Here is a 25,076-nt window from a genome sequence, read left to right as displayed (position 1 = left end):
CGCAAGGCCTTTCTCAGAGCACGCCGGCTTCGGTCTTCAGGCAGTCGACCAGTTCGGCGACCGAGGCGAGGCGGCGGCCAGCCGGCCGGACCGGCGGCTCGGCCGTCTTCAACACCGTCAGGCGGGGCGTGAGGTCGACGCCGTACTGCGAGGCCGGCCTCAGGTCGATCGGCTTCTTCTTGGCCTTCATGATGTTCGGCAAAGAGGCATAGCGCGGCTCGTTGAGGCGCAGGTCGGCGGTGATGATGGTCGGCAGTGCCAGCCGCACGGTCTGCAGGCCGCCATCGACTTCGCGTGTTACCTCGATCCCCCCGTCGCCGAGTATGATCTTGGAGGCAAAGGTGCCCTGCGACCAGCCGAGGAGCGCGGCCAGCATCTGGCCAGTCTGGTTGCTGTCGTCATCGATGGCCTGCTTGCCGAGGATGACGAGGCCGGGGGTTTCCTCGGCGACGATCGCCTTCAGGAGTTTGGCGACGGCGAGTGGTTCGACGATGCCTTCGGCCTCGAGGACGATGCCGCGATCGGCGCCCATGGCAAGCGCGGTGCGAACCGTTTCCTGAGATTCCTTGGGACCGATGGACACGGCCACCACTTCGCTGGCGATGCCGGCTTCGCGCAGGCGCAACGCTTCCTCGACGGCGATCTCGTCGAAGGGGTTCATCGACATCTTGACGTTGGCGAGATCGACGCCGGAACCGTCGGCCTTGACGCGGATGTTGACGTTGTAGTCGACCACCCGTTTCACGGGCACCAGAATCTTCATCGGGACCATCTCTCCGGACCAACGGGACGAACGCCGAAACGGCCCGCAAGGGGCGGATTTCGGGGCGCGAGGCGTGACCGTAGCGACCGTCCGCGCCGTCGTCAACGGCGGGCTGCGCAGGGTCCGGGCTGCCTCAGAAGGGCGCGATCAGCCGTCGGAGATAGTCGAGCTCGAGAGCCGGTCGGTCCGGATCGGCGTAGCGGCGGCGAAGCTCCTCCAGAAGACGGCGCGCGCGTTGTACCTCGATTTCGCCCGGCACCTTGGTGCCGTCGCCAAAGTCGGGACCACGCCGGCCGGTCGGCCGGCCAAGCGGGTCGGTGCCGCCGTCACGAACGCCGGCGGTGCCTTGTTCCTGCCCGCGCATCATTTCGCGCGCACCGCGACGAAGGGCATCGAGGGCTGCCCCCTGACTGCCGACCGCCGACTCGGGATCGCCGGAACCGAGATCGCGTCCGGCGTCCTGCATGGCGCGACCGGCTCCTTCGAGCCCGTCCTTGCCGCTTTCACCGCCGTTCTGTGGCCCCTTGGACAGGCGAGACATCAGCTCCTCCAGGCGGCGTGACAGGGCCGATTGCTCGCGCTGGAGCTGCTGGAGGGCCTGCTGGTCGCCGCTGTCGTCGCCGAACTCCTCGCCGGTGTAACCATCGGGCGTCAGTTTGTGCGTCCTGTTCTGCAACTCCTGCTGCCGCCGGATGATGTCGGCCAGTTCGTCGAGCGTCGGATCGCTGGCATCTCCAGTCTGGGGACGGGCGAACTGCAGTCCCGAGAGGATGTCGTCGAGCTGGGACAGAAGCTCGGCGGCGGCATCGCGTTCCCCAAGTTCGCCGAGCTCCCGCATGCGGTCGACGAGCTTTTTGAGGTCCTCGCTGGTGATCCGTTCGCCACCTTTCTGGCTGAGGTCGCCGAGCCGGGAGGGGTTGCCGGCGGCCGCTTCGGCCATCGCCTTGAGGTACTCGTCGAGAGCGGCCTTGAGCTCCTCGGTCAGCCGGGCGATCTCCTCGGGCGAGGCGCCGTTCTCCAGTGCGTTCTTCAGCGCCTCGCGTGCTACGGCAAGCCGTTGCGCGGCGGGTGAGGAGTCGCCCGCCTCGATGGCGAGCGCCATCTGCCAGAGATAATCGAGCACCGGCTTGAGTTCGGCGTCGTCGCGCGCATGCAGGATGCGGTTGTGGGCAACGCGAAGCCCGATGATCTCGCCGGGGCGGTCGATGAAAGCGGCGCCGAGGTCGCCCATTGTCTCGAAAGTTCCCGCCACCGTCTTCGCCTGCCGGGCATCCGAGGCCAGCAAGCGCCTCTGCTCGACGATGGCGGCGGCCAGTGGGTTACGGAACGGGCGGGCCGGCAGATCGATGGCGAGCGGCGGCGTCTCCGATACCTGGCCCGCATCGTCGCGTGCTTCAAGCGCGAGGCGAACCCGGCTGCCTGCCAGTGGATGGGCCGTGAGGTCGGAGGTTGCAACGGCGCGGTCTTCGCCACGGCGAGGCAGGCCGAGCGACACGTCGGGCAATGCCACCAGCGGCCGGGCGCCGTCTTCCGCGTCGGTCGAGAGAATGGCGCGGGCGGCGGCGACCCGGTAGTCGTCGGTCACCGAATAGGCGAGGCGAAGCGCACCGCGCGCGGTGGCGGCTGGTTGTTCGACGAGGCGAATGGTCGGTGGCGCATCGGCCTGGACGGCAATCGGCAGATCGATGGCCGGAAGGCCGTCGCCGGCCAGCGACAAGGTGCCGGAGCTGGCGAGGCGATACTCGTAGGCGGTCTGTCCCTGCGCCGGCACGCGCCCTTCGATCGGTAGCGGCGGCTGCCCTTCGCGAGCGAAGGTGACCGTTGGCAACCCTACCCCGGCCAGTCTTGCGACGAGCGTTGTTCCGGCCGGCAGAGTCACGGAGGCGGTGTCGGGCAGAGCAACGGCGCCATTGGTGGTCGTCACCAGGGCGCGCGGCGACTGGCCGGTATAGGTTGGCGGGTTCGCCCAGAGATCGACGCGGATGTCCGGCGGCGCGACGACCGGTGGTCGGAAAACGGCTGTCACCGATCCCAGATGGTCCGGCGTGGCGAAAAAGCCGACAATCACCATCAGGAATACGGCCGCCCTGACCGCATAGGGGTCGGCGCGATCGAGGCGTGGCGACGGCGGGGCGGCCCTCAGTCCTTCGATGCTTGCCGCGAGACGACGGCGATGGGCCTGCCAAAGGGCGTCAGCCGACGGGTTGCCTGTGGTCGAAGGATGGTCGAGGAAGGCGCTGAGCGGCCGATGCGGAACACCGCGTTCGAGCCGATCCGCCGCCTGTCGCCGGTCGGGCCAAGGCGTTCGCAGGAGATGGACCAGACTTGCCAGAAAGGCCGCAACGAACAGTCCCGCCAAGGCAAGACGGAGGACGGCCGGAAGCCGCTCGAAAGCCCCGAGCCATGCGAGGGCCAGAAACGTGCCGAGCAACAGGAACGCCAATGCAAGGCGCGGCCAAAGACGTTCCCAGACGAGCGAAAGCCCGGCAAGCCCGACGGCACGCGCGGTGGCGGGCGGCAAGTCGCCTTCGCGGGTGTTGAGCCGCTGCGGTCCTTCTGTCATCGAGCCTTTCCCCGGCGGCATTGTCGTCCGTGTGGTTTCGGACACTCTAGAAGGGAAATGGGTCGAAGATAAGAGTGTCGCCGCATTCTGGCCGCCTTCGGAGGCCATCCGGGGAGGGCCGGTCATCTCGCGCCTTTGCGGAGAACGCGACCTTCGGCTAAACTCATCCGTCCGTTGACGACTGTTTTCCGGGAAGAAAGCCTTGCCGACGATTTTCGACCCGTGTGGCCGCGCCCGCCGCATTTTCCGTCTCGCCGTTGCGCTGCCGCTGCTCCTGAATCTGACTGGAGGCGCGGCTGCGGCGCCCTATCTCGCCGTCGACCTCGCCACCGGCGCGGTGCTGGCCGAGAACCAGAGCTTCGATCCGTGGTACCCCGCCTCGATCACCAAGCTGATGACCGTCTACGTGACGCTGTCGGCCATCAGGGCCGGCGAGATCAGAGGCGATTCGGGGGTCGTGATGACGCCGGCCTCGACGCGCGAGCAGCCGTCCAAGATGGGATTCAAGCCGGGCACCGTGCTGACCGTCGACACCGCGCTCCGCATCATCATGGTGAAGTCAGCCAATGACGTTTCCTATGCGCTGGCCGAACGGGTCGGGGGCAGCCTGCAAGGCTTCGTCGCCCGCATGAACGCCGCGGCGCGGTCGGTCGGCATGGTCAACACGCGCTTTTCCAATGCCAATGGTCTGCCTGACCCCAACCAGTGGACCACGGCACGAGATTACGCGCTGCTTGCCCGGGTTCTGCTCAAGGACTTCTCGGGCTATCGCGAGCTCTACCGGACGACGGCACTGTCGCTCGGCGGCAAGATCATCAAGAACCACAACAACCTGCTTGAGCGCTATCCCGGAGCCGACGGCATGAAGACCGGTTTCATCTGCTCGGCGGGCTTCAATGTGGTGGCGACGGCGACCCGAAACGGTCGACAGATCCTCGCCATCGTGCTTGGCGGCAAGACGGCGCGGGAGCGCGACGAACTGGCGGCCAGCCTGCTTGAGGCTTCGTTCCGAACACCCGCCGCGGCGGCGTCGGTGACGCTGGACCGGCTTGCGCCTCGCGGCCCTGTGGCGACGACGGTTGCCGATATTCGCGAGCTCGCCTGTCCCAAGCGAAAGAAGGGCTCGAAGGAGCCAGTCGGAGAGGATCTCGGCGATGGCGACGATCAGCCGGCAAGCTATCTCGTGCCGCGCTTCAAGGTGATGGATCCGATCCCCATCAGCCTCGGCGGCGCCAGCGACATGCCCGATCCGGTGGAGCCGGCGGTCGCGACGGTCGATGTGCCCTTGCCGCTGCCCAAACCCGCCCGTTGACGCTCCCAGAAGAGGAATTCACGCCGTGTCGGAAGCCGATCGTCAGCGCGGGCCCAAGCCCGTCATTCCCGTTACTGTCGTCACCGGCTTTCTCGGCGCTGGAAAGACTTCCCTTCTCAACCGGCTGGTCCGTGACCCGGCACTGGCAGGCACCGGCTTCATCATCAACGAGTTCGGAGAGATCGGCATCGATCATCTCTTGGTCGAGGCGGCCGACGATGGCATCGTCGAGCTGTCGTCGGGCTGCCTTTGCTGCACCGTGCGCGGCGAACTGGTGACGACGCTCGAAAACTTCCTGCGCGGGCTCGACAACGGTCGCATCGAGACGCTGAGCCGTATCGTCATCGAGACGACCGGCCTTGCCGACCCGGTTCCGGTGCTCGCCACGCTGACCGCCCATCCTTATCTGTCGCTGCGTTACGCCATCGACGGGGTCATCACCGTGGTCGACGCGGTCAATGGCAGCCGAACGCTCGACGAGCACGAGGAGGCGGTGAAGCAGGTCGCCGTTGCCGATCGGTTGGTCATCGCCAAGGCCGATCTTCCCGAGGGCGCGGCGCGCCTTACTGCCTTGAGACAGCGACTGGCGGCGCTCAACCCCGGCGCGCCACTCGTTGACGCCGCCACAGCCGCTCCGGCCGATGTGCTCGGCTGCGGCCTCTACGATCCCGCCACCAAGACGGCCGACGTCCGACGCTGGCTCAACGCTGAGGCCTTTGACGGTAGGGGCGATCATCATCACCATCATGACCACGCGTGTTCCGGTGATGACTGCGATCACCCGAGCCATCACCATCATCATGATGGGCATCATCACGACGGGCATGACCATCACGCGGAGGGTAGCCGGCACGACGGCGTCTCAGCCTTTTCGCTGGTGTCCGATGGGGCGCTTCCGGCCGGCGCGCTCGAGATGTTCCTCGAGCTCCTGCGCGCCGCTCATGGTCCGAAGCTGTTGCGGCTCAAGGGCGTGGTGCGGCTTGCCGAGGATCCCGATCATCCCCTGGTGGTCCATGCCGTTCAGGAGTTGTTCCACCCGCCGGTGCGCCTTCCGTCCTGGCCGGATGCCGACCGACGGACACGGCTCGTCTTCATCACCCGTGATCTTGCCGAGGAAGAGGTGAAGCGTCTGTTCGACGCCTTCGCCGGAATTCTCGCTCCCGACACGCCCGACCGCAAGGCGATGACCGATAACCCTCTGGCGCTATCGGGATTCACGCCACCGTCGCAGCGCGCTTGAGGTGCCGATCATTGGTGTTTTCCCTTAGAATAGGCCTTGTCCCGGAAAGCCGTAGGTTTCCTATTTCAAGCTGACGCGCAGGGCGTTAACAATTTATCCACAAATTTCGAAAAGACGGTTTCCTGTTAAAATTAACTATAACATTGGCGTAAATACCTTTTTTCGTTATGTTTTCCGATGCGAATTAATAACGCCGCGCTTGCAGTGAAACGATGTTAATGCTCCGTTAACCATATTGGTTCGATCCTCGGAACCGGAGTGGTCGGGTGCCCTAGGCCGCGCTACGAACTCCCGATCAAGACGGGATTGAAAACGTGCTGACAACCCTCGCAAAGCCGGAATCGTTCCTGTTTTCCTGGATGGACGGAGACCATGCCGTGGTCGTCCGTATCGTGGAAGCCTCTCACCAGCGGGCGGTGGCTCGTTTCCGGGCGATGAGCACAACCGAACGCCGCAAGGCCATCGTCAGTCGTGTCGAAGGGCATGACGTCGACCACCTCGAGCGCTTCGCCGAGTGGTTCGAACGCTTTCTGCCGCGTCTCGGCCTCATTGGTCGCAGCCACGCCTGAGAGCCTGACCCGAAACTCTACTGGGGCGGGCATCTCCGGGCATCCGCTTGGCCCGAAAAGTCTGCAACTTTTCGGGCGGATGCCTGAGCTTCAATTCCTGCGCTTCCGGTGCTCACGAACCTCATGTTCGCTCCGCTCCGGTTCTCGAAATCATCGCCATCTGCCTCGCCCCAGCGAGTTTCGAGTCAGGCTCTATGGCGTGTCGGACTGGCCTGCGTTCGTTTCCGCAACAGCGTCGACCAGTGCCAGCGCGGCCGGCGAGTCCCACTTGGCGGGACCTGCCAGCGAGGCGAGCGCGCAGCCGTTTCCATCCACGACGAATGTGGTTGGCAGACCCAACACCAGTCCTCGCGACTTCAGGTCGTTGAAGGTCCGCATCTCCGGATCGCGCAGATCGACAAGCGACGTGGCTCCGATGTCGCTCAGGAATCTCGTCGGCTTGTCCGGGCCGCCCACATCGACGTTCAACGCCACCACCGAGAAGTCTGGTCCACCGCGCTTCTCCTGAAGCGCCTGGAGATGCGGCATCTCCGTGCGGCAGGGCACGCACCATGTCGCCCACATGTTCAGGACCAGCGTCTGACCGGCGAAGTCGGCCAGACGGCGTTCGCCGTCATCGGGCGCGCGCAGGACGAGATCGGACAGGTCGGACGGGGTGTCGGCCGGCAGCAGGGCGGCAAGATCGCCGGTGGCAAACGGCTTCAGCGCTGCTGCCCTCGGCGCCGCCGCGGCGCAGCGGCCGCCACTCTCGACAGCGCCCCTCTCCGTCACGTATACCGCAGCAAGGCCGGCGGCCACCGCGACGATCGCAATCACGGCGAAGACGGGGCGGGAAGGCTTGAGCGGCATCGACCGATCCTCGTTCCTGGAGTGTACGCAATGAGCAACCGCATGTGGGGCGGCCGGTTCTCGGCTGGACCGTCCGCGATCATGGAGGAAATCAACGCCTCCATCGACTTCGACCGGAAGCTCTACGCCCAGGACATCGCCGGCTCCAAGGCGCACGCCGAAATGCTCGCCGCCCGCGGCATCATATCCAAGGACGACGCCGGCAAGATCGCCGAAGGTCTCGATGCGATCAAGGCGGAAATCGACGGCGGCACCTTCACCTTCTCGCGAGCCCTCGAGGACATCCACATGAACGTGGAGTCGCGTCTCAAGGAGATGATCGGCGCGGCTGCGGGCCGTCTTCATACGGCCCGGTCGCGCAACGACCAGGTGGCGACGGGTTTCCGTCTCTGGGTACGCGATACGCTCGACCACGTCGACGGCCAGCTCGCCGACCTGATGCGGGCGCTGGTCAAGCGCGCTGGCGAGTACGCCGACACGGTGATGCCCGGCTTCACGCATCTCCAGTCGGCTCAGCCGGTCACCTTCGGCCACCACCTGATGGCCTATGTCGAGATGCTGGCGCGCGATCGCGGCCGCGTCCAGGACGCGCGTCGGCGCCTCAACGAGTGCCCGCTCGGCTCGGCGGCGCTGGCCGGAACCTCGTTCCCGATCGATCGCCACATGACGGCGACGAGCCTCGGATTCGATCGCCCGACGGCCAACTCGCTCGATAGCGTGTCCGATCGCGACTTCGCCCTTGAGGCGATGTCGGCGGCATCGATCATCGCCGTCCATCTGTCACGCCTCGCCGAGGAGATCGTCATCTGGTCGTCGGCCCAGTTCGGCTTCGTGCGCCTGTCGGACGCCTTCTCGACGGGCTCGTCGATCATGCCGCAGAAGCGCAATCCGGATGCCGCCGAACTGGTGCGCGCCAAGGCTGGGCGGATCATCGGTGACATGAACGCGCTGCTCATCATCATGAAGGGGCTGCCGCTCGCCTACCAGAAGGACATGCAGGAGGACAAGGAACAGGCGTTCGACTGCTTCGAGAACCTGTCACTAGTCCTTGCAGCCATGACCGGCATGGTCGACGACCTCGTGCCGAACGTTGCCCGCATGGCCGCCGCCGCCGGCTCCGGCTTTTCGACGGCGACCGATCTCGCCGACTGGCTGGTGCGCGTGCTCGGTCTGCCGTTCCGCGATGCCCATCACGTCACGGGCCGTCTGGTGGCGGTCGCCGCCGAGCGCGGCATCGAACTGGCGGACATCCCGCTCGCCGACATGAAAACGGTGCATGACGGCATCACGGAAGCGGTCTACGATGTGCTGACCGTCGAGAACTCCGTCCGCAGTCGCACGTCGCACGGTGGCACGGCGCCCGACAATGTGCGGGCGGAAGTGAAGCGCTGGACGGCGCTCCTCGGCTGAGGGTGGCTTGAGAACTGCTTCGGGGCAAACGGATCGAGGACATGATGGTGCTGCGTCTCGGGATTGTATCGCTGATGATTGGGCTCGCGCTCGCCGGCTGCGGCCGAAAAGGGTCGCTTGAGGCGCCCAGATCGACGGCCGAGGCGGTGGTTTCCTCGACCAGCGACCCGGGGGCGGTTCAGCCCGCCGCCAAACAGGCGGTGCCCGACAAGCCTTTCGTACTCGACGGTCTCATCTGAGGGGGTCCGGTTGCATCACTTCAACTATCGCGGCGGCGTGCTCCACGCCGAGGACGTCGCAGTGCCCGCCATTGCCGCGGCGGTGGGGACGCCCGTCTATATCTATTCTTCGGCCACGATCGCCCGCCACTTCCGGGTGTTCAAGGAGGCGCTCGGCGACGAACGGGCACTGGTCTGCTACGCGCTGAAGGCCAACTCCAACCAGGCGGTGATCGGCACTCTGGCTCGTCTCGGCGCCGGAGCCGACGTGGTCTCGGAGGGCGAGTTGCGCCGGGCGCGCGCCGCCGGCATTCCGGCCGACAAGATCGTCTTCTCAGGCGTTGCCAAGACGGTGCGCGAGATCGAGTACGCCCTTTCCGAGGGTATCAAGTGTTTCAACGTCGAGAGCGAGCCGGAGCTTGAGCGCCTTTCGGCCGTTGCGACCCGCCTCGGCAAGACGGCGCCGGTGTCGCTTCGCATCAACCCGGATGTCGACGCTCGCACCCATGCCAAGATCTCCACCGGCAAGGCCGAGGACAAGTTCGGCATTCCCTGGAAGGAAGCCGTTGAGGTCTACGCCCGCGCCGCCGCGCTGCCGGGCCTCGAGGTTGCCGGCATCGACATGCACATCGGTTCGCAGATCACCGATCTCGAGCCGTTCGACGCCGCCTTCGCCCGGCTCGGCGACCTCGTGGCCGCCCTGCGCGCCGCCGGTCATGCCATTCGCCATGTGGACCTCGGCGGTGGTCTCGGCATTCCCTACAAGGCCGACAATACGCCGCCGCCGCATCCGGCGGCCTATGTCGAGGTGGTGCGCCGCCACACCAGGGCGCTCGATTGCGAGGTCTTGATCGAGCCGGGGCGCTTCATCGTCGGCAATGCCGGCATCCTCGTCACCGAGGTCCAGTATGTGAAGCGCGGCAAGGCCAAGACCTTCGTCATCGTCGATGCCGCCATGAACGATCTGGTGCGGCCGACCCTCTACGACGCCTATCACGAGATCAAGCCGGTCGACGAACGGCCCGCCGGCGTCGAGCAGGAGAAGGTCGACGTGGTCGGGCCGGTCTGCGAGAGCGGCGACTATCTGGCGCGCGACCGCAACCTGCCGGTGGCGCGTTCGGGCGAACTCTTCGCCGTGTTCTCGGCCGGCGCCTATGGCGCTGTTCAATCGGGCACCTACAACTCCCGTCTTCTGGTGCCGGAGGTGCTGGTCGATGGCGACCGCTGGGCGGTCGTGCGCCCGCGTCCGTCCTACGACGACCTTATCGGGCTGGATCATGTGCCGGATTGGCTGATTTAGAGTCTCGTCTGCCCAAGTTTTAGGCTCGCCCGCTGGCGGGCCTTTTGCCACATTGCGGGCAATTGCCGCGCCTGTCGGCAAAGCTTGGGGAAAGAGTTTGCCAGACCTGTCGATCGTCGCGGCGCCTCGCGCAGAGATGCCCCGGCTCGAACGAGCCGAGGGGACGGCGCGCGTGGCCTTCTCGTTGCGACGGATCGGCGAGGGCGAGGAAACACGCCTCGCCGACCTTTTCCAGGATGGTTCGGCCAAGGTGCGGTTGCCGAAAGTCTATGACGGCTCGGGACCGACGGCGGTTTTTCTGAACAGCGCTGGCGGTGTGACCGGTGGCGACCGCCTTTCCTTCGAGGCCCGCTTCGGCAGAGGGACGACGGCGACGATCACCACCCAGGCCGCCGAGCGCATCTATCGCCGCTCGGATGGCCTCGGTCACATCGATAACCGGCTGATCGTCGAGGCCGGCGCCAATGCACGATGGCTGCCGCAGGAGACCATCGTCTTCGACGGCGCAGGCCTTCGTCGCCGGCTCGACGTGGATCTCGCGAGCGATGCCCGCCTCGTTGCGGTGGAAAGCGTCGTGCTCGGCCGCACCGCGATGGGCGAGGAGGTCACGACCGTCGAACTCTTCGATCACTGGCGTGTCAGGCGCGATGGGCGGCTCGTCTATGCCGATGCCTTGCGCCTTTCGGGCGACAGCCGCTCGATCCTGGAGGGGGGCGCCACAGGTGGCGGTGCCCGTGCCTTTGCCAGCATCCTGGTAGCGGCACCCGATGCGTCGTCCTGGCTCGATCGCTCGCGGGATCTGATTTCGTCGCTCGCGGGCGACGGAATCGAAGCGGGCGCTTCGGCCTTCGAGGAACTTTTGTCCATACGTTGTCTTGCCCTTGACGGTCGCCGTCTGCGGGCCATTCTCGAACCCCTGATCGAAACCCTCACCGGCTGGCCGCTGCCGCGCGCCTGGTCGATTTGAGACGAGGAAGACCCATGAATCTGACGCCGCGCGAAAAGGACAAGCTGCTCGTCAGCCTCGCCGCCATGGTGGCGCGCAATCGCCTCGAGCGGGGCGTCAAGCTGAACTATCCCGAGGCGGTGGCCCTCATCACCGACTATGTCGTCGAGGGCGCCCGCGACGGCCGCACGGTGGCCGAGCTGATGGCCGGCGGCGCCACGGTGCTCAGCCGCGAGCAGGTGATGGAGGGCATCGCCGAGATGATCCACGACGTACAGGTGGAAGCCACCTTCCCCGACGGCACCAAGCTCGTCACCGTTCACGAACCGATCAGGTGAGCCCATGGCCCTTGAGCTTCGTCCCAACTGCGAGTGCTGCGACCGCGACCTGCCGCCGGCCGCGGAGGCCTATATCTGCTCCTTCGAGTGCACGTGGTGCCCGGCGTGCGCGAGCGGCGTGCTGAACGGCGTCTGCCCCAACTGCGGCGGTGAACTGGTGCGTCGGCCGATTCGACCGGCCGAGAAGCTTGCAGCCAACCCGCCATCCACCGTCCGTGTCTTCAAGGGCGAGCCCTGCGCGCCTCGCGCCGCCTGAAAGGAACGACCATGATCCCTGGTGAAGTCATCCCCGAAGCGGGCGATATCGAGCTCAACGCCGACCGTCCAATGCTGGTGCTGGACGTTGCCAACTCCGGCGACCGGCCGGTGCAGGTTGGCAGCCACTATCATTTTGCCGAGACCAATCCGGCGTTGGTCTTCGACCGCGACAAGGCGCGCGGCCACAGGCTCGACATTCCCGCCGGTACCGCCGTTCGCTTCGAGCCCGGCCAAAGCCGCTCGGTGACGCTGGTACCCTACGCCGGAAAGGGCGAGGTCTACGGCTTCCGTCAGGCGGTGATGGGAAAGCTCTGAGCGTCTCGCGCTCGCCGGCCCATTCTTCGTTCGACCGCGAGGCGGCCGGACACCAAAGTTTCAAGCTGCTCTCTTCGGGAGACTGACAAGATGCCCTACCGCATGTCCCGCGCCGCCTATGCCGACATGTTCGGTCCGACCGTCGGCGACAAGGTGCGCCTCGCCGACACCGAACTGTTCGTCAAGGTCGAGAAGGATTTCACCATCTACGGCGAAGAGGTGAAGTTCGGCGGCGGCAAGGTGATCCGCGACGGCATGGGCCAGAGCCAGGCGAGTCGGGCCGAGGGCGCGGTCGACACCGTCATCACCAACGCGCTGATCATCGATCACTCCGGCATTTACAAGGCCGACGTCGGCATCACCGACGGTCGCATTTCCGGCATCGGCAAGGCCGGCAACCCGGATGTGCAGCCCGGCGTCACCATCATCGTCGGCCCCGGCACCGAGGCGATCGCCGGCGAAGGCAAGATCCTGACGGCCGGTGCACTCGACACCCATATCCATTTCATCTGCCCTCAGCAGGTGGACGAGGCGCTCTACGCCGGCATCACCACCATGCTCGGGGGCGGCACCGGTCCCGCCACCGGTACGGCCGCCACCACCTGTACGCCCGGCCCCTGGCACATCGCCCGGATGATCGAGGCGGCCGAGGGGCTGCCGATGAACCTCGCCTTCTCCGGCAAGGGCAACGCGTCGCTGCCGGCGGCGCTGATCGAACAGGTCAAGGCCGGCGCCTGTGGCCTGAAGCTGCACGAGGACTGGGGCACCACGCCGGCCGCCATCGACAATTGCCTGTCGGTGGCCGACGATTACGACGTGCAGGTGATGATCCACACCGACACGCTCAACGAAAGCGGCTTTGTCGAGGATACCATCGCCGCCTTCAAGGGGCGCACCATCCACGCCTACCACACCGAGGGCGCCGGTGGTGGTCACGCGCCCGACATCATCAAGGTGGCCGGCCTTTCCAACGTGCTCCCGTCGTCGACCAACCCGACGCGCCCCTACACGCGCAACACGCTCGACGAGCACCTGGACATGCTGATGGTCTGCCATCACCTTGATGGCTCGATCCCCGAGGATGTCGCCTTTGCCGAGAGCCGCATCCGCAAGGAGACCATCGCGGCGGAAGACATCCTGCACGATATGGGCGCCTTCTCGATCATCTCCTCCGACAGCCAGGCCATGGGGCGCATCGGCGAAGTGGTCATCCGCACCTTCCAGACGGCGCACAAGATGAAGGTGCAGCGCGGAGCGTTGCCCGAGGACGTCGGCACCGATGCCGACAATTTCCGCGTAAAGCGCTACATCGCCAAGGTGACCATCAACCCGGCCATCGCGCAGGGCCTCTCCAAGCACGTCGGTTCGGTGGAAGTGGGCAAGCTCGCCGACCTCGTGTTGTGGACGCCCGCCTTCTTCGGCGTGAAGCCCGACCTGGTGCTGAAGATGGGCACCATCGCCGCCGCCGCCATGGGCGACCCCAATGCGTCCATTCCGACTCCGCAGCCGGTGCACTACCGGCCGATGTTCGGCGCCTTCGGCAAGGCGATGACCCGCTCGTCGGTCACCTTCGTCTCGCGCTACGCCTATGAGAACGGCATCAAGGAACGGCTCGGCCTCGACCGGGTGGTGCTGCCGGTCGAAAACACGCGCGGCGGCATTTCCAAGGCCTCGCTGATCCACAACTCGGCGACGCCCGAGATCGAGGTCGACCCCGAAACCTACGAGGTGCGGGCCGATGGTGAACTGCTCACCTGTGCGCCCGCCGACGTGTTGCCGATGGCGCAGCGGTATTTCCTGTTTTGAGCTACCGCGCCTGCCGTTACCCGGCGGGCGTCCGCCCTTGCCTCGGGACCGTATTCGACTAAGCTCGCCGGCCAGACGCTGACCTGAGGTCGAGGATTTCTCCATGATCACCGCTACACGCATCCTTCCCGCCGGAACCTGGTCCGGAACACCGGCCGACACGCTTGCGCTGGAACGTGACGATCGTCATCGCCGCCGCCTCGTCATGCGCTGCGTTGGCAAGACGGTGTTTCTCCTGGACCTCAAGGAAGCGACCGTGATGAAGGATGGCGATGCCCTTGAGCTTGAGGACGGTCGGCTGATCCTGGTGCAGGCGGTTCCCGAACGTCTGCTGGAGATCACCGCCGCCAGCCCGACAGAACTTGTCCGCGTTGCCTGGCATCTCGGCAACCGGCACCTGCCGGCGCAGTTTCTCGGCGATCGGCTACGCATTCGCTACGACCATGTCATCGAGGATATGCTGAAAGGGCTGGGCGCCGTCGTGGAACCCGTGCTGGCGGCGTTCGATCCCGAAGGGGGCGCCTACGGCCATGGCGACGTTCATGGGCACGATCATCACGACCACGGGGCGCATGAACACACCCACGAGCACGGGCCGGAGCGCCATCATCACGACCATGGCGACGCCGGCGCGCATCACCACCACGAGCACGCCCATGGCGACCATTGCGGTTGCGGCCACGACCACGCGCATGGGCACGATCATGCCCACGGACACAGCCACAAGCATGAGTGAGCCTTCGGCCGGGGCGGCATTGTCCCGCTTGATGACGTGGTTGTCGCCGGCCTTCCCGGTCGGCGCCTTCACCTACAGCCATGGTTTGGAATGGGCGGTGGAAGACGGCACCGTCACCACGGCGGCCACGCTGACCGCCTGGCTGTCGGACATCCTGCGCCATGGCGCAGGCCGGAGCGACGCCATCCTGTTGGCCTCGGCATTCCGCTTTGCCGCCGAGGGGCGAGCGGACGAACTCGCCGAAGTGGCCGAGTTCGCCTACGCGCTCCAGCCCTCCAAGGAGCGCCGGCTCGAAAGCGGTGCGCAGGGACGCGCCTTTGCGACGGCCATTGCCGACACCTGGGGCGCTCCGTCGCTTGTCGATCTTGCCGGCCGGTTTGCGCCTGACCCGGTCGCCTATCCCGTGGCGGTGGCGGCGGCGGCGGCGGATCATCGCCTGCCGCTGCCCGAAACCACCGAGGCCTATCTCACCGCCTTCGCCGCCAATCTCGTTTCGGCGGCCGTGCGCGCCGTGCCGCTCGGACAGACCGACGGGCAGAAGACGATCCGGGATCTCGCCCCGGTCGTCTCCGCCGTCGCTGCCGATGCGCTGGCCGCCTCGCTCGATGACATCGGTGGCACCGCGTTGCGCGCCGATATCGCCTCCATGGCCCATGAAACACAGTACACGAGGTTGTTCCGCTCATGACCAAGACTGCCAACGGTCCCCTACGCGTCGGTGTCGGCGGCCCGGTCGGGTCGGGCAAGACCGCGCTGATGGACGCGCTCTGCAAGGCCCTTCGCGACCGCTATGAGATCGCCGCCATCACCAATGACATCTACACCCGCGAGGATGCGGAGTTCCTCACCCGCTCGGGAGCTCTGCCATCCGAGCGCATCGCCGGCGTCGAGACCGGCGGTTGCCCCCATACGGCGATCCGCGAAGATGCGTCGATCAACCTCGCCGCCATCGCCGACATGAACCAGAAGTTCCCCGGTCTCGATCTCATCCTGATCGAATCCGGCGGCGACAATCTGGCGGCCACCTTCTCGCCGGAACTCGCGGACCTGACGATCTATGTCATCGACGTCTCGGCTGGCGACAAGATTCCCCGCAAAGGTGGACCGGGCATCACTCGTTCCGATCTCCTGGTGATCAACAAGATCGACCTTGCGCCACACGTCGGCGCGTCGCTTGATGTGATGGATCGCGACGCCAAGCTGATGCGCAAAGGGCGTCCTTTCGTGTTCACGGACGTCCGCCGCAACCACAACGTGATGGACGTCGTGCGATTCATCGAAGAGGAGGGTGGCCTCGTCGGTTAACTCTACTCGGGAATGCGAGTTTAGTTACTTCTGACAATAATTCCGCATACTGAACCTGTTCTGTAAGCCAAAGTTAACGGCCGTCGCCTAAACGGGAATTATCCCAATCTGCGGGTCATGCCGCCGAGGCCAGCAAACATGTTCAGCATTCACTCAGTATCCGCCAAGATCGCCGCCATCGTTGTGTTGGCGATCGTCGGACTCGCAACGATCGGTTATCTGGGTTACTCCGATCTTCGCTCCGAGCTGTTGGGCCAGAAGAAACTTGCTCTTCAGGATCAGGTCCAGACCGCCCAGTCGATGATCGAAGGATTCAGAGATCGTGCGGCGAAGGGCGAGATGAGCCTGGCCGACGCACAGGAGGCGGCCAAGGCGGTCCTGAGGTCGGTGCGGTTCGGCCCGGACAAGAACTATTTCTTCATCTACGAAGCGGATGGCACAAACGTCCTCTTGCCGGGCAAGCCGGAACTCGAGGGCAAGAGCCTCATCGACATGAAGGATGTCAACGGCAAGCCGATCATCCGCGACATGCTGGCGATCGCCAAGGCCGGCGGCGGTAATTACGAGTACCTGTGGGTCAAGCCCGGCGACAAGGAACCGTCGCTGAAGCTCGCCTATGCGATGACTGTCGAAGGTTGGAACTGGATGCTCGGCACCGGCTTTCACGTTGCCGACATCGAGGCGTCGCTTGCCGCAAGCACCCGACGCATTGGCCTCATCACCCTCGTTTCCCTGCTGATGCTGGGGGCGCTGTCGTTCGTCGTGGCGCGTGGCATCGCCGGGCCTCTGTCTCGCCTTACCCGTTCGATGGATCGGCTTCAGGGCGGCGATCTCGACGCCGAGATTTCGGGCGCGACCCGCAAGGATGAAATCGGGCTGATCGGCCGTGCCGTGGCGCGCTTCCGCGACCTTCAGCGCGAGCGGATCGCCGCGGAGGCGGAAGCCGAGGTTGCGAGGGCTGCCGCGATGGAACGGTCGCGTCGCGATGCGTTGACCGGGCTCGCCGACGGATTCGACCGTTCGTTCCGCGAGACGTCGGCCGGCATCGAAAGCACCGCGACCGGTTTCGAACGAGTCGCATCGGACTTGCTCGCCGTGTCGGATCATACCCGTCGTCAGGCTGAGGCTTCGGCCGAAGCCGGCAGGCAGGCGAAGGACAACGTGCAGGCGGTGTCGAGCGCCGCCGAGGAACTGTCGGCGTCGATCGCCGAGATCGTCAGCCAGGTCGACAAGGCTGCCGAGATATCGAGCGGCGCCGTGCGCGAGACGGCGCGGGCCACCGAGGTCATCCGCGGTCTCGACGAGGCGTCGAGCGAGATTGGCAAGGTGGTGGCGCTGATCCAGGAGATCGCCGACCAGACCAATCTTCTGGCGCTGAACGCCACCATCGAGGCGGCGCGCGCCGGCGAGGCGGGCAAAGGCTTTGCCGTCGTGGCATCCGAAGTCAAGCAGCTCGCCGCCCAGACGTCGAAGGCCACCGACGAGATCTCCCGGCGCATCGGCGTCATCCAGTCGGCAACGGGCGAAGCGGTGTCCGCCACCAGTACCGTCGAGCAGTCGATCGAACGGGTCAACGAAGTGGCGTCGTCGATCGCTGCGACGCTGGACCAGCAGAACGCGGCCGTTTCCGAAATCACCCGCGCCATTTCCTCGACGCTTACCGCCGTCGGCGGTCTCGCCTCGGACATGATGCGTCTGATGGAGAATGCCGAGGCGTCCGACTCGAAGTCGCAGGAAGTGGCGGCTCAGGCGCGCCGGATGCTCGGCGACACCAAGGCGCTGCAGGCCGAGGTCGACCGCCTGATGCACGAGATGCGCGCCGCCTGAGGCGGCGGCCAACCGCTCAATAGTGTGGCGGCGGCGGTTCGCGGCCGGCCGTCGCCCGCGCTGCGAGTTCCATTTCCTTGACCTCGTCGAGGAGGCTCGCGACGAGACGCTTCATCGTGTCGATTTCCTTCCACTGGTCGGTGACGGCCGTGTTGAGGTCCTCGATCACCTGATCCTGGTAGGCGATCTTTTCCTCGAGCGCATCGATGCGTGCTTCGGGGGTCTCCGCGATCATTGTCTCGTCTCGGTCAGTCTGGGAACGAACGGGTGGCGGACGCTTCGCCGAGGGTGCGGCCGAACGTTGTGCCACGGTCCCGGGCGGTGGCCGTCCACATATAGCGATGCGGCCCGGCCGGCGGGCAAGGACCGAGATAGCGGAAAGCGCCGGCCGGCACCAGATCGTTGCCGTCGTAGGGAATGGTTCCGCCACCGTGCCGGAAGCCCGGGGCGTTGAGATCGAGCATCGTGAAGGCGATGACGCGGGTTCCCGGCGGCACGTTGGCGAGGGCGAACTCCGGGCTGTCCACCACCGAGGGGCGGCCGTTGTCGCAGGCCGGCGTGGCTCCCCACCTGAAGGACAGCTCGAAGGCGGCGGCGGGCAGGGCCGAGCCGGCAAGTACTGTGGCGGCGACGAGATATTTCAGCATGACGATTTTCTCGAACATGGTCGGGAGTGTGTCACCCCCGTTCTCGGGAGGCAAGCGAGGCCGTGTCGGGGGCGAACCGATCCGCACTGTTTCGACCTTGCGGGCGCCGATCAAGGAAGAGTAGGCAGAAAGTCTAATTCTCCGCCGATCTCCGACGCGCCGCGATGGCCGCCGGCCTCTCTCGGCTCCAGCGCCGGTTGCCGCCCGTGATCGCCATTGCCCTCGACGTTCTGCCCATCTTCCTGCTGATCCTGATCGGATATCTCCTCGTCCGATTCGGCGTGATGAAGGCGGAAGTCGGCGACGGTCTGTCGGATTTCGTCTTCACCATCGCCATGCCGACGCTGCTGTTCAAGACAGTGGCGACGGCGCATGTCGAGGGCAGTTCGCCCTGGACGATCTGGGTGGCTTATTTCTCCGGCGTTGCCGTCACCTGGGCCGCCGGACACTACGCGGTGACGCGATTTTTCGGTCGCGACGCCCGTATCGGCGTGCTGGCCGGCGTCAGTTCAGCCTTTGCCAACAACCTGTTCATCGGCCTGCCGCTCGTCCAGCGCATCGTCGGCGACGACGGCGTCGTGGCCTTGTCCATCCTGCTCTGCGCCCACCTGCCGGTGATGATGATCGCCGGCACCATATTGATGGAACAGGCCGAACGGCAGACCGGCGGTCGGCCACCTCAGCCGGTCAGCGCCGTTCTCGGGCAGGTCGGCCGCAACCTTGTGCGCAATCCGCTGGTGGTCGGCCTGGTGCTCGGCTCGCTATGGCAGCTCTCGGGTTTGCCCCTCACCGGCGTCGTCGGCATCGTCGTGAACGACATCGGCGACATCGCCGGTTCGGCGGCCCTGATCTCGCTCGGCATGGCGTTGATGAAATATGGCATTTCCGATGGTGTTCGGCCGGCGCTGGTCACGTCTCTCTTCAAGCTCTTCCTGTTGCCGGCCTCGGTCTACGCGGCGAGCCGCCTTCTCGGCCTCGACGCGACCTGGACGGCGGCGCTGGTGCTGACCTCGTCGGTGCCGACCGGCATCAACGCCTGGCTGATCGCCAACCGCTTCGGCGTCGGACACGGTCTCGCATCGTCGTCGATCACCATCACGACCGCCGTCGGCGTGGTGACCACGACCTTCTGGGCCTGGCTGCTGGGGTGAGCTCTCAGGAGCGGCGGTCCGGTCAATTGAGCTTTTCCTTTGCGCGGTCGCCATGCCTGCCGTATGACGGGCGCCGGTATTTTCGAGGCGTTCTTCCATGTCCGATACAACTCTCGCGCCCGTTCCCCGCAGCGGCATTCTCGATATCGACCTCTATGTTCCCGGCGGGTCGAAGGCGGCGCCGGGCAAGAAGCTCTACAAGCTCTCGTCCAACGAGACGCCGCTTGGGCCGAGCCCGAAGGCTGTCGAAGCCTACCAGCGGATGGCGAGCAAGCTTGAGCTCTATCCCGACGGATCGTCGACCGAGTTGCGACAAGCGATCGCGGAGACGCATGGCCTCAACGTCGATCGCGTCATTTGCGGCAACGGTTCGGACGAACTCCTCCATCTTCTCGCCGAGTGCTATCTGTCGCCCGGCGACGAGGCGATCTACTCCGAGCATGGTTTCCTGGTCTATCGCATCTCCATCCTCGCTGCGGGCGCGACGCCGGTGGTGGCGAAGGAGACGGCCTACACCACGGACGTCGACGCCATCCTCGCCGCCGTGACACCACGGACTCGGATGATCTTCCTCGCCAATCCCAACAATCCCACCGGAACCTACATTCCGATGGCCGAGGTGCGGCGGCTGCATGCGGGCTTGCCGGGCAACGTCCTGCTGGTGCTCGACGCCGCCTATGCCGAGTACGTCCGTCGTAACGACTACGAAAGCGGCATCGAGCTGGTCGCCTCGGCCGAGAACGTGGTGATGACGCGCACCTTCTCGAAAATCCACGGGCTCGCGGCTCTGCGCATCGGCTGGCTCTATGGCCCCAAGGCTGTCGTCGACGTTCTGGAGCGGGTGCGCGGCCCGTTCAACCTCAACGGAGCGGCGATCGCCGCCGGCACCGCGGGCATGCGCGACCGAGCTTTCGTGGAGGCCGCGGTCGAGCACAACACCCGCTGGAGCGCCTGGCTCGCCACCGAACTTGGCAAGCTGGGGCTGACGGTCACGCCCTCCGTCGCCAACTTCCTGTTGGTGCACTTTCCCGAGACCGGCAAGACGGCTGATGCCGCCGACAAGACGTTGTTGGCCGAAGGCGTGGTGGTGCGCAAGGTGGGCGGCTACGGGCTGCCCAACGCACTTCGGATGACCGTGGGGTCGGAAGAGGCCTGCCGCCGGCTCGTCGAGGTGCTGACGGCTTTCATGAAGGGGTCCGCATGACCGACGCCGTGTTTCACCGTCTCGCCATCATCGGCATCGGCCTGATCGGCTCGTCGATCGCCCGGGCGGCCCGCCTCAACGGTCTCGTGGACGAGATCGTCATTTCCGATCAGTCGCCCGTCATCCTGAAGCGGGCCGAGGAACTAACGCTCGGCGACAGCTATTGCGACAACGCTGGCGATGCGGTGGTGGATGCCGATCTCGTCATCGCTTGCGTGCCCGTGGGCGCGGCGGAGGCGATTGCTAAGGCGATCGCCCCCCATCTCAAGCCCGGTGCCGTCGTCTCCGACGTCGGCTCCGTCAAGGGATCGGTTGTCCGGCAGATGAAGCCCTACCTGCCGGCCAATGTCCACTTCATCCCCGCCCATCCGGTCGCCGGTACCGAGTATTCGGGACCTGACGCCGGTTTTCCCGAGCTCTTCGTCAATCGCTGGTCGATCGTCTGTCCGGATGAGGATACCGACCCCAAGGCACTCGACCGGCTCGTCGCCTTCTGGGCCGGCATGGGCGCCAACGTCGAGTGCATGAGCGCGGAGCGGCACGATCTGGTGCTGGCCATCACCAGTCACCTGCCGCATCTCATCGCCTACAACATCGTCGGTACGGCCGCCGATCTCGAAAAGGTCACCGAGTCGGAAGTGATGAAGTTCTCGGCCGGTGGCTTTCGCGATTTCACGCGTATCGCCGCTTCCGATCCCACCATGTGGCGCGATGTGTTCCTGCACAACAAGGACGCCGTGCTGGAAGTGCTCGGGCGCTTTCAGGAAGATCTGTTCGCCTTGCAGCGGCAAATCCGGTGGGGCGAGGGAGATCGTCTCTATGACCTGTTCAGCCGCACGCGCTCGATCCGGCGCGGCATTCTGACGCTGGGTCAGGACGCGCCGGAGGCCGACTTCGGCCGCTCCCACAAGGCGCAGCCGAAGCCGCCGTCAGAATAGCGGGGCGATCCGGCCGATTTGCCGGCCGTTGGCCGAGACGATGCCGTCTTCAACCTTGAGGCCGATGGAGCGACCGCCATCGTCGGCGGCCGTGCCCATGAAGACGAAGGCCATGACGAGGCCGGCGAGTTCGGGCGTCAGGCCACCGCCGCCCGTGGCGGAGGCCGCCAAGGCGTTGAGATTCCGCCCCGTTACCTGACCCTCGGCGTCAATGAGACCTGTCTCGGATACGGTTCCTTCGCCGTCGAGGGTGAGCGTGGCGCCGCCGAGTTCGGCGGCAAGACGATGCAACGTCAGCTTGCCGCCCGCCGCCTTCCAGCCGGCCATCGCCACAGGACCGGCCACGGCCATGTCGGCCTGGGCAAGTGTGGCCGCCAGCGTCAGGCGGAGGGGCAGGGGCGTCAACGCCGTGTTGCCAACCGTCAGACCGAGCCCGTCGATGGTGGCCGCGATGTCAGCGTCGTCCGGACGCTTGTCGACGCGCGCCAGCATCAGATCGCCGCGCCCGATCGTCAGCTTTCCTTCGGTTCCGCCGGCCAACGGGCCCGTTGCCGAGAGGTCTTCCGTTCGTAGGACGAGCCGATCGGCACGGCCGCCGGAAAAGCCGATGGTCGCGGCAAACTCGCTGGCAGTCAGGCCGAGCCGCCGACCGTCGGGGGCGGTATAGGACGTCGGCGCATCGAAGTGGAAATCGAGGCGGCGCGGATAGAAGACGGAGCCCTCGCCGCGCGCGGCGGCGGTTTCGAACCGGCCTCCATCGGGAAGCGACACGGCCAGGCCATCGCCACAGGTGAGAACCAGCCGGAATGGCCATCCTCCGATGGTCTGTTCGGTGCAACTGACGACGATCCCGTTTGTCGCCGCGAGGTCGGCGACGGACTTGCGAACGGTGTCGGCGAGCCACCAGCGAGCGCCGAACCAGACGCCCGTCCACAGGACGGCGGCTACGACGATCGTCCAGAGGGCCACCCGTATCGTTCGCTTCATGGCGTTTCCCCCGCAAGGCACCGGCGCCCGCGCGGACGCACTGTTCGTCTTCCCTTCACGAATGCACGGTCGCGTGCATCCGATCCACGCCGGGGCCGGTCAGCCGCGATGGGCTCGGTTGTTCCCGGCTTGGGTCATGTGTTGGTTGAACAGCACTAGAGTAATATGGCGAAAGATGGAATCGTCCTCGCTGACGTTGCATTCGCCGGTTGGAATGCTACGCATTTCGTCAGGTCGAAACGGAGCGGAAGGATGGATGCGAGCATCTGGGTGTTCGGCTACGGCTCGTTGATGTGGAATCCCGGCTTTCCGCATCTGAGAGCGGTACAGGCGCGGATGCATGGCGTCCGTCGGGCTCTCTGCATTCGTTCGACGCATTATCGCGGCACGCCGGAAAACCCCGGTCTGGTGTTCGGCCTCGATCGCGGCGGGTCCTGTCACGGCGTCGCCTTCGAGGTGGCCGAGGCGAACCGGGAGGCGGTCATCGCCTATCTCCGGGCGCGCGAGCAGATCTCCATGGTCTATCACGAAGTCGTCCGGCCGGCGCGTCTCCTGACCGGAGAGACGGTCGGCGCGCTGGTCTACGTCGCCAACCAGGCCCACGAGCAATATGCCGGCGGTCTCGCGTTCGAGCAGATACTCGACATCATACGCAGGAGTTCCGGCGAGATGGGGCCGAATGTCGACTACGTGACCGCCACGCTGAGGCGGCTGCAGGATATGGGTATCCGTGACCGGGCGCTCGAACAGGTGGTCGCCGCACTCATGGCGCCGCGTTCGGTCCCGCCGGGTTGACTACCGGATCGGCATTCAGGCGTCGGCCCGGGTGGCGGTTTCCGACGTCGTGAGTTCTGCGACCCGCGCTCGCGCCGTTGCCGGCAGATCGTCGCCCCGTGCCGCCGCTTCCACCAGCAGCCGGTCGCAGGCGGTCTCGATGCCGCTTTCCAGCTGTTGGAACATGTCGCGTGGCTTGAGACCGGGTGGGATGGGGTCGAGGAACTCGACCACGATGGTGCCGCGACGATGCACGCGCGCCTTGCGCGGCCAGACGGTACCGGCATTGTGGGCGACCGGCACGACCGGCACGTCGAGCGACTTGTAGATCTGGGCGATGCCCTGTTTGTAGTCCGGCTTCGCGCCGGCCTCGGCGCGGGTTCCTTCCGGGAAGATGATCACCTGACGGCCGGCGGCGACGGCGGCGCGCGTGCCCTCGATCACCTTCCTGAGCGCGGCCGTCGGGCTGCCACGGTCGATGGCGATGTTGCCGGCGAGCTTCAGCCACCAGCCGAACACCGGAATCCAGGTCAACTCCCGCTTCAGGATGAAGGCGGGGTCGGCAAGCAGCGGCACGAGCGCCAGTGTCTCGAAGGTCGACTGATGCTTGGACGCAAGGATGAAGCCGCCCGGCGGGATGCGCTCGAGATGGCGATACTCGTGGCGCGTGCCGGTAATCAGGCCGTGCAGGCGGATCAGCGTCCATGTCCAAGACTTGACGACGATCATCACGCCCCGATGGCCTCCGAGGGCAAAGGGGGCGCCGAGAATGGCCATGATGGTGGTGACCGAGAAGAAGGCGAAGCTGTAGAGATAGGACCGGATCAGCATGAATCGACTTCCAGCTCTTCTGGCGAATGCCTAACCGAACGCACCGCCGATGACGTCGGCGAGGCCGTCTATGCCGCCAAGCGACAGCCGGAGGCGCGTTGCCGTATACTTCAGGTATTCCTGCAGGAGAAGCACGATTACGCTACGGTCTTCCGACCAGTTGCCGAGCGTGAGGCCAGGCCGCGTGACCGGATAGGGGATGAGGCGAATGTCCGGCATGGCATGCGACAGTTCCAGCATGGAACGGGGCATGTGGTAGGCCGAGGTGACGACGATCAGCGACAGGAAGCCGTTTCGGCGCGCCCACTTGGCCGTTTCAAGTGCGTTGCCGATCGTGTTGGCGGCGCGCCGGTCGAGATCGACGCAGCAGGCCATCATGTCCGGTTCCGCTTCGACCATGCGGCCGAGTCGGGATGCCGAGGTGTCCGGATGAACGCCGGAGATCAGGAGGCGCCGCGCCTTGCCGGCGGTCATCAGTTCGACGGCGCCGGTGATGCGCTCTGCGCCGCCGGTCAGCACGACGATGCCGTCGGCGGCGAGCGGCGACGGCGTCTGGTAGTTGACGATGGTGTCGACGAAGCGGAAGAATCCGCCGAAGAAGAAACCGCTGCCGATGAGCAGCGCGGCAATGACGATGATGCCGATCGACCGGCGGGCGCGGGTGCGCTCGCCGACGGCTTCCTCGGGCCGGCCTGCCGTCTCTCTCGTGGGAGCGGACGATTCCATCATGGGTTCATTTTAGGAAATCGGCCGACGATTGACAAATCCGGGTCACCTCCCGTTCGATCG

General features: G+C 65.8%; 27 protein-coding genes. 19 read left to right on the top strand and 8 right to left on the bottom strand.

Translation table 11 applies throughout. From position 1 onward, the window contains the following. Positions 1–13: 13 nt before the first annotated feature. On the bottom strand, positions 14–763 hold the full coding sequence (locus M4J39_RS14750; RefSeq protein ID WP_251729165.1) for an electron transfer flavoprotein subunit beta/FixA family protein: 750 nt from the start codon (positions 761–763) through the stop codon (positions 14–16). Positions 764–896: 133 nt separating this feature from the next. After that, a complete protein-coding gene (locus M4J39_RS14745) occupies positions 897–3,326 on the bottom strand; it encodes a TIGR02302 family protein (protein ID WP_251729164.1) in 2,430 nt (809 codons plus the stop codon). 202 nt (positions 3,327–3,528) lie between these two features. Here M4J39_RS14745 and M4J39_RS14740 point away from each other — a divergent pair, with 202 nt between their 5' ends. The 3 genes from M4J39_RS14740 (at position 3,529) to M4J39_RS14730 (ending at position 6,447) form a co-directional block, all read left to right on the top strand. Next, positions 3,529–4,638, top strand: a complete 1,110-nt coding sequence (locus M4J39_RS14740; protein ID WP_251729163.1) for a D-alanyl-D-alanine carboxypeptidase family protein — start codon at positions 3,529–3,531, stop codon at positions 4,636–4,638. A 25-nt stretch (positions 4,639–4,663) separates the two neighbouring features. Beyond that, a complete protein-coding gene (locus M4J39_RS14735; RefSeq protein WP_251729162.1) occupies positions 4,664–5,878 on the top strand; it encodes a GTP-binding protein in 1,215 nt (404 codons plus the stop codon). A 314-nt stretch (positions 5,879–6,192) separates the two neighbouring features. Then, entirely contained in the window at positions 6,193–6,447 is a 255-nt protein-coding gene (locus M4J39_RS14730; RefSeq protein ID WP_251729161.1) for a hypothetical protein, read from the top strand. A gap of 192 nt (positions 6,448–6,639) precedes the next feature. On the opposite strand, the gene M4J39_RS14725 is transcribed toward M4J39_RS14730, so the two are convergent. Continuing rightward, the gene (locus M4J39_RS14725; RefSeq protein ID WP_251729160.1) at positions 6,640–7,296 is read right to left on the bottom strand and encodes a TlpA disulfide reductase family protein; all 657 of its coding nucleotides are present in this window, start codon (positions 7,294–7,296) and stop codon (positions 6,640–6,642) included. Positions 7,297–7,326: 30 nt separating this feature from the next. Here M4J39_RS14725 and argH point away from each other — a divergent pair, with 30 nt between their 5' ends. From argH to M4J39_RS14665, 12 genes are all read left to right on the top strand, one after another. Then, entirely contained in the window at positions 7,327–8,706 is a 1,380-nt protein-coding gene (gene argH, locus M4J39_RS14720; protein ID WP_251729159.1) for an argininosuccinate lyase, read from the top strand. A gap of 41 nt (positions 8,707–8,747) precedes the next feature. Next, the gene (locus tag M4J39_RS14715) at positions 8,748–8,945 is read left to right on the top strand and encodes a lipoprotein (protein ID WP_251729158.1); all 198 of its coding nucleotides are present in this window, start codon (positions 8,748–8,750) and stop codon (positions 8,943–8,945) included. A 10-nt stretch (positions 8,946–8,955) separates the two neighbouring features. Next, positions 8,956–10,224, top strand: a complete 1,269-nt coding sequence (gene lysA / locus M4J39_RS14710) for a diaminopimelate decarboxylase (protein WP_251729157.1) — start codon at positions 8,956–8,958, stop codon at positions 10,222–10,224. A gap of 97 nt (positions 10,225–10,321) precedes the next feature. Beyond that, positions 10,322–11,191: an urease accessory protein UreD gene (locus tag M4J39_RS14705; protein ID WP_251729156.1), complete on the top strand. Its 870-nt coding sequence runs from the start codon at positions 10,322–10,324 to the stop codon at positions 11,189–11,191. A 14-nt stretch (positions 11,192–11,205) separates the two neighbouring features. Next, positions 11,206–11,508, top strand: a complete 303-nt coding sequence (locus M4J39_RS14700; RefSeq protein ID WP_251729155.1) for an urease subunit gamma — start codon at positions 11,206–11,208, stop codon at positions 11,506–11,508. Between the two features lie 4 nt (positions 11,509–11,512). Further along, positions 11,513–11,764: a DUF1272 domain-containing protein gene (locus tag M4J39_RS14695; RefSeq protein ID WP_251729154.1), complete on the top strand. Its 252-nt coding sequence runs from the start codon at positions 11,513–11,515 to the stop codon at positions 11,762–11,764. Between the two features lie 11 nt (positions 11,765–11,775). Beyond that, a complete protein-coding gene (locus tag M4J39_RS14690; RefSeq protein WP_251729153.1) occupies positions 11,776–12,081 on the top strand; it encodes an urease subunit beta in 306 nt (101 codons plus the stop codon). A gap of 90 nt (positions 12,082–12,171) precedes the next feature. Then, a complete protein-coding gene (gene ureC / locus M4J39_RS14685) occupies positions 12,172–13,887 on the top strand; it encodes an urease subunit alpha (protein ID WP_251729152.1) in 1,716 nt (571 codons plus the stop codon). 103 nt (positions 13,888–13,990) lie between these two features. Further along, positions 13,991–14,623, top strand: a complete 633-nt coding sequence (locus M4J39_RS14680) for an urease accessory protein UreE (protein WP_251729151.1) — start codon at positions 13,991–13,993, stop codon at positions 14,621–14,623. Then, the gene (locus M4J39_RS14675; RefSeq protein ID WP_251729150.1) at positions 14,616–15,311 is read left to right on the top strand and encodes an urease accessory protein UreF; all 696 of its coding nucleotides are present in this window, start codon (positions 14,616–14,618) and stop codon (positions 15,309–15,311) included. The genes M4J39_RS14680 and M4J39_RS14675 overlap by 8 nt, the downstream gene beginning before the upstream one ends. Continuing rightward, positions 15,308–15,928: an urease accessory protein UreG gene (gene ureG / locus M4J39_RS14670; RefSeq protein ID WP_251729149.1), complete on the top strand. Its 621-nt coding sequence runs from the start codon at positions 15,308–15,310 to the stop codon at positions 15,926–15,928. Before M4J39_RS14675 ends, ureG begins: the two co-directional genes overlap by 4 nt. A gap of 138 nt (positions 15,929–16,066) precedes the next feature. Beyond that, entirely contained in the window at positions 16,067–17,755 is a 1,689-nt protein-coding gene (locus tag M4J39_RS14665; protein WP_251729148.1) for a methyl-accepting chemotaxis protein, read from the top strand. A gap of 16 nt (positions 17,756–17,771) precedes the next feature. Here M4J39_RS14665 and M4J39_RS14660 read toward each other — a convergent pair whose 3' ends face one another. Together M4J39_RS14660 and M4J39_RS14655 are read right to left on the bottom strand one after the other, a co-directional pair. Further along, on the bottom strand, positions 17,772–17,990 hold the full coding sequence (locus tag M4J39_RS14660; RefSeq protein ID WP_251729147.1) for a SlyX family protein: 219 nt from the start codon (positions 17,988–17,990) through the stop codon (positions 17,772–17,774). 13 nt (positions 17,991–18,003) lie between these two features. Continuing rightward, the gene (locus M4J39_RS14655) at positions 18,004–18,402 is read right to left on the bottom strand and encodes a YbhB/YbcL family Raf kinase inhibitor-like protein (protein ID WP_251729146.1); all 399 of its coding nucleotides are present in this window, start codon (positions 18,400–18,402) and stop codon (positions 18,004–18,006) included. Between the two features lie 206 nt (positions 18,403–18,608). On the opposite strand from M4J39_RS14655, the gene M4J39_RS14650 reads away from it, so the two are divergent. The 3 genes from M4J39_RS14650 (at position 18,609) to M4J39_RS14640 (ending at position 21,695) form a co-directional block, all read left to right on the top strand. Continuing rightward, on the top strand, positions 18,609–19,553 hold the full coding sequence (locus M4J39_RS14650) for an AEC family transporter (RefSeq protein WP_251729264.1): 945 nt from the start codon (positions 18,609–18,611) through the stop codon (positions 19,551–19,553). Between the two features lie 97 nt (positions 19,554–19,650). Beyond that, the gene (gene hisC, locus M4J39_RS14645) at positions 19,651–20,757 is read left to right on the top strand and encodes a histidinol-phosphate transaminase (RefSeq protein ID WP_251729145.1); all 1,107 of its coding nucleotides are present in this window, start codon (positions 19,651–19,653) and stop codon (positions 20,755–20,757) included. Continuing rightward, positions 20,754–21,695 carry a prephenate/arogenate dehydrogenase family protein gene (locus M4J39_RS14640; protein ID WP_251729144.1) on the top strand — a complete coding sequence of 314 codons (942 nt, stop codon included), beginning with the start codon at positions 20,754–20,756 and terminating at the stop codon, positions 21,693–21,695. The genes hisC and M4J39_RS14640 overlap by 4 nt, the downstream gene beginning before the upstream one ends. On the opposite strand, the gene M4J39_RS14635 is transcribed toward M4J39_RS14640, so the two are convergent. After that, positions 21,687–22,682, bottom strand: coding sequence for a DUF2125 domain-containing protein (locus M4J39_RS14635; protein WP_251729143.1), 996 nt, complete (start codon positions 22,680–22,682; stop codon positions 21,687–21,689). The two genes, M4J39_RS14640 and M4J39_RS14635, sit on opposite strands and share 9 nt — an antisense overlap. 252 nt (positions 22,683–22,934) lie before the next feature. Here M4J39_RS14635 and M4J39_RS14630 point away from each other — a divergent pair, with 252 nt between their 5' ends. After that, positions 22,935–23,477 carry a gamma-glutamylcyclotransferase gene (locus M4J39_RS14630; RefSeq protein WP_251729142.1) on the top strand — a complete coding sequence of 181 codons (543 nt, stop codon included), beginning with the start codon at positions 22,935–22,937 and terminating at the stop codon, positions 23,475–23,477. Positions 23,478–23,492: 15 nt separating this feature from the next. Here the strand turns inward: M4J39_RS14630 and M4J39_RS14625 are convergent, their stop codons facing one another. After that, positions 23,493–24,287 carry a 1-acyl-sn-glycerol-3-phosphate acyltransferase gene (locus tag M4J39_RS14625; protein WP_251729141.1) on the bottom strand — a complete coding sequence of 265 codons (795 nt, stop codon included), beginning with the start codon at positions 24,285–24,287 and terminating at the stop codon, positions 23,493–23,495. A 30-nt stretch (positions 24,288–24,317) separates the two neighbouring features. Then, positions 24,318–25,016, bottom strand: a complete 699-nt coding sequence (locus M4J39_RS14620; RefSeq protein WP_251729140.1) for a YdcF family protein — start codon at positions 25,014–25,016, stop codon at positions 24,318–24,320. Between the last annotated feature and the right edge of the window lie 60 nt (positions 25,017–25,076).

Source organism: Pleomorphomonas sp. NRK KF1 (assembly GCF_023721755.1).
In the GTDB taxonomy this organism is placed as follows: domain Bacteria; phylum Pseudomonadota; class Alphaproteobacteria; order Rhizobiales; family Pleomorphomonadaceae; genus Pleomorphomonas.
Note: the sequence above shows the minus strand (reverse complement) of the source record. Positions and strands in the feature narration are given on the sequence as shown.